At 71.8% G+C, this 3,241-nt stretch carries 2 protein-coding genes; both read left to right on the top strand.

What is annotated here, in order from left to right; translation table 11 throughout:
- On the top strand, positions 1-855 hold an 855-nt coding region (locus tag ACW9J6_RS34315), incomplete at its 5' end, for a methyl-accepting chemotaxis protein (protein ID WP_457120796.1).
- Between the two features lie 246 nt (positions 856-1,101).
- Positions 1,102-3,241: HAMP domain-containing methyl-accepting chemotaxis protein (locus tag ACW9J6_RS34310; RefSeq protein ID WP_457120795.1), on the top strand; the 2,140-nt coding region annotated here is incomplete at its 3' end.

Genomic DNA, 3,241 nt, shown 5'->3' with positions numbered 1-3,241 from the left:
TCGGCCGAGCAGCTGTCGCAGGGCTCGACGGAGCAGGCGTCGTCGACCGAGGAGGCGTCGGCGTCGATGGAGGAGATGGCGGCGAACGTGAAGCAGAACGCGGACAATGCCGGCCAGACCGAGACGATCGCGCGGCAATCAGCCAAGGACGCGGAGGCGAGCGGGGCCGCGGTGGGCCGGGCGGTGGATGCGATGCAGACGATCGCGCAGAAGATCACGATCGTGCAGGAGATCGCGCGGCAGACGGACCTGCTGGCGCTGAACGCGGCGGTGGAGGCGGCGCGGGCGGGCGAGCACGGCCGCGGGTTCGCGGTTGTGGCGAGCGAGGTGCGCAAGCTGGCGGAGCGGTCACAGGCGGCGGCGGCGGAGATCGGGACTTTGTCGTCGGAGACGGTGAAGGCGGCGCAGGAGGCGGGGTCGATGCTGGGTCGTCTGGTGCCGGACATCCGGCGGACGGCGCAGCTTGTGGAGGAGATCTCGGCGGCGTGCCGGGAGCAGGACGCGGGATCGGCGCAGATCAACGCGGCGATCCAGCAGCTCGACAAGGTGACGCAGCAGAACGCGAGCGCGTCGGAGGAGGTGTCGGCGACGTCGGAGGAGCTGGCGGCGCAGGCGGAGCGTCTTCAGGGGACGATCGCGTATTTCCGGATCGGCGAGGGGGCGGCGGCGGCGTCCGCGCCGGTGGACCGGTCGGTGGCGCGGCTTCGCGAGACGGCGTCGCGGATGGCGGCGCCGTCGGCCGGTGCGAAGGCGGGCAAGCGCAAGGCGGTCCCGGCCGAGGCGGGCCGGGGCGGGTTCGCCTTCGACCTCGGCGCGGGCGACGACAGCGATCGCGAGTTCAAGCGCAGCGCCTGAGCGCTGCCGAAAGGGAATCCCGCGGCCTTCGGGTCGCGGGGTCAGGAAGCGATCGATACGACAATGCGGGTTCTTCGTTTTTCCGATTGATTCATTCGCGTCTTGTACGGTGTGACCTAAAGCCTCTCGATTGAGGATCAGTCCTCGCCGTCCAGCCCTGGCCATAGCCCCTCGCTGCTTCGTCGATCGGGCTCGATTCCATCTCACAGTGACGGCGCGTTCTGGCGCCAGTACCGGGGGTTCACCGTGCGCTTCACCATCAAAGCCAAGCTGGCTGCCGGGTTCGGCGCCGTCCTTCTGCTCGTCGGCGTGGCGGGCGGCGTCGGGTACCGGAGGCTGACCGCCAGCGAGCTGGCGATGCAGTTCGTGGTCAGCCGGGCCGAGGTGCAGCGCGTGGTGCTCGACGCCAAGGCGCACATGCTGCGCAGCGGATCAAACCTGCGCGCGCTGGTGATCAGCACCAGCGACGCGCAGATGGACGATCTGGTCAAGCGGGTCGCGACGAACCAAGGCGACGCGCTGGCGGCGCTCGCGGCGGCGAAGGGATTCATCACCACCGACGAGGGCCGACGCCTTCTGGACGAGGTCGTCGGCAAGTACGAGCGCCAGCGCGCCCTGGGTCAGCAGGTCCAGGACCTGTCGCGGGCGAACACCGTGGTGAGGGCTTGGGCCGAGATCGAGGCAGCCGCACGCCCGGCGATGTATCTCTTGCGGAGCGAGATCGTCGCCGTCATGGACCGGGCCGCCGCACGGGGCGCCCTCGACCTGCAGCGCGCCGTTGCGGAGCTTCAGGCCCGGGTCGAGCGCGGCTTCGGCGCGCTCCAGGCCGCCACGGGCGCCCAATCGGTCCAGGCTTTGAACGAGCGGGTCGTGACGGCGCGGACGGCGCGCGAGGAGGCGATGAAGCAACTCGCCGAGGTCGTCCGGCTCGGTCTCGCGGACGGGATCGCCACCGACGCCCTGCGCGGGCCGGCGGAGGCCTTGGCGGCCTCCTCCGACAAGGCCCTGACGCTGCTCGCCGGGGGCGAGACGATCAGGGCCACCGACCTCGCCTCGGGCGCGTTCGCCACCGCCAGCGCCGCGACGATCGAGGGTGTCGACGCCCTGGTGGCGTTCCAGAACAAGCGCATGACGGATGCCGTGGACGGTGCCAAGGCCGAATCGAGCGGGGGACAGACCGTCCTCATCGCCACCGTGGCGGGCGCGCTGGTCCTCGGTCTCGGCCTCGCCGCCTGGCTCGCCCTGACGATCTCGCGCGGCCTCTCCCGGGCCGTCTCCCTCGCCGACGCCGTCGCACTCGGCGATCTCGACCAGCGGATCGCCGTGACCTCGCGTGACGAGATCGGCGACCTTGTCGCGGCCCTGACCCGGATGACCGACACCCTGCGGGCCACGGCCGCGGTGGCGGAATCGATCGCCGGGGGCGACCTCACCGTCGCGGCCAAGCCCGTCTCCGACAAGGACACGATGGGCCGCGCCCTCGAGACCATGGTGAACCGGCTCCGCACGGTGGTGGCGGACGCGATGGCGGCGGCGGCGAACGTGTCGTCGGGGAGCCAGGAACTGTCGTCGTCGGCCGAGCAGCTGTCGCAGGGCTCGACGGAGCAGGCGTCGTCGACCGAGGAGGCGTCGGCGTCGATGGAGGAGATGGCGGCGAACGTGAAGCAGAACGCGGACAATGCCGGCCAGACCGAGACGATCGCGCGGCAATCAGCCAAGGACGCGGAGGCGAGCGGGGCCGCGGTGGGCCGGGCGGTGGATGCGATGCAGACGATCGCGCAGAAGATCACGATCGTGCAGGAGATCGCGCGGCAGACGGACCTGCTGGCGCTGAACGCGGCGGTGGAGGCGGCGCGGGCGGGCGAGCACGGCCGCGGGTTCGCGGTTGTGGCGAGCGAGGTGCGCAAGCTGGCGGAGCGGTCACAGGCGGCGGCGGCGGAGATCGGGACTTTGTCGTCGGAGACGGTGAAGGCGGCGCAGGAGGCGGGGTCGATGCTGGGTCGTCTGGTGCCGGACATCCGGCGGACGGCGCAGCTTGTGGAGGAGATCTCGGCGGCGTGCCGGGAGCAGGACGCGGGATCGGCGCAGATCAACGCGGCGATCCAGCAGCTCGACAAGGTGACGCAGCAGAACGCGAGCGCGTCGGAGGAGGTGTCGGCGACGTCGGAGGAGCTGGCGGCGCAGGCGGAGCGTCTTCAGGGGACGATCGCGTATTTCCGGATCGGCGAGGGGGCGGCGGCGGCGTCCGCGCCGGTGGACCGGTCGGTGGCGCGGCTTCGCGAGACGGCGTCGCGGATGGCGGCGCCGTCGGCCGGTGCGAAGGCGGGCAAGCGCAAGGCGGTCCCGGCCGAGGCGGGCCGGGGCGGGTTCGCCTTCGACCTCGGCG

It is taken from the genome of Methylobacterium sp. JK268 (assembly GCF_054052225.1).
The sequence above is the reverse complement of the archived record's forward strand: the minus strand, read 5'-3'. Positions and strand labels throughout refer to the sequence as shown.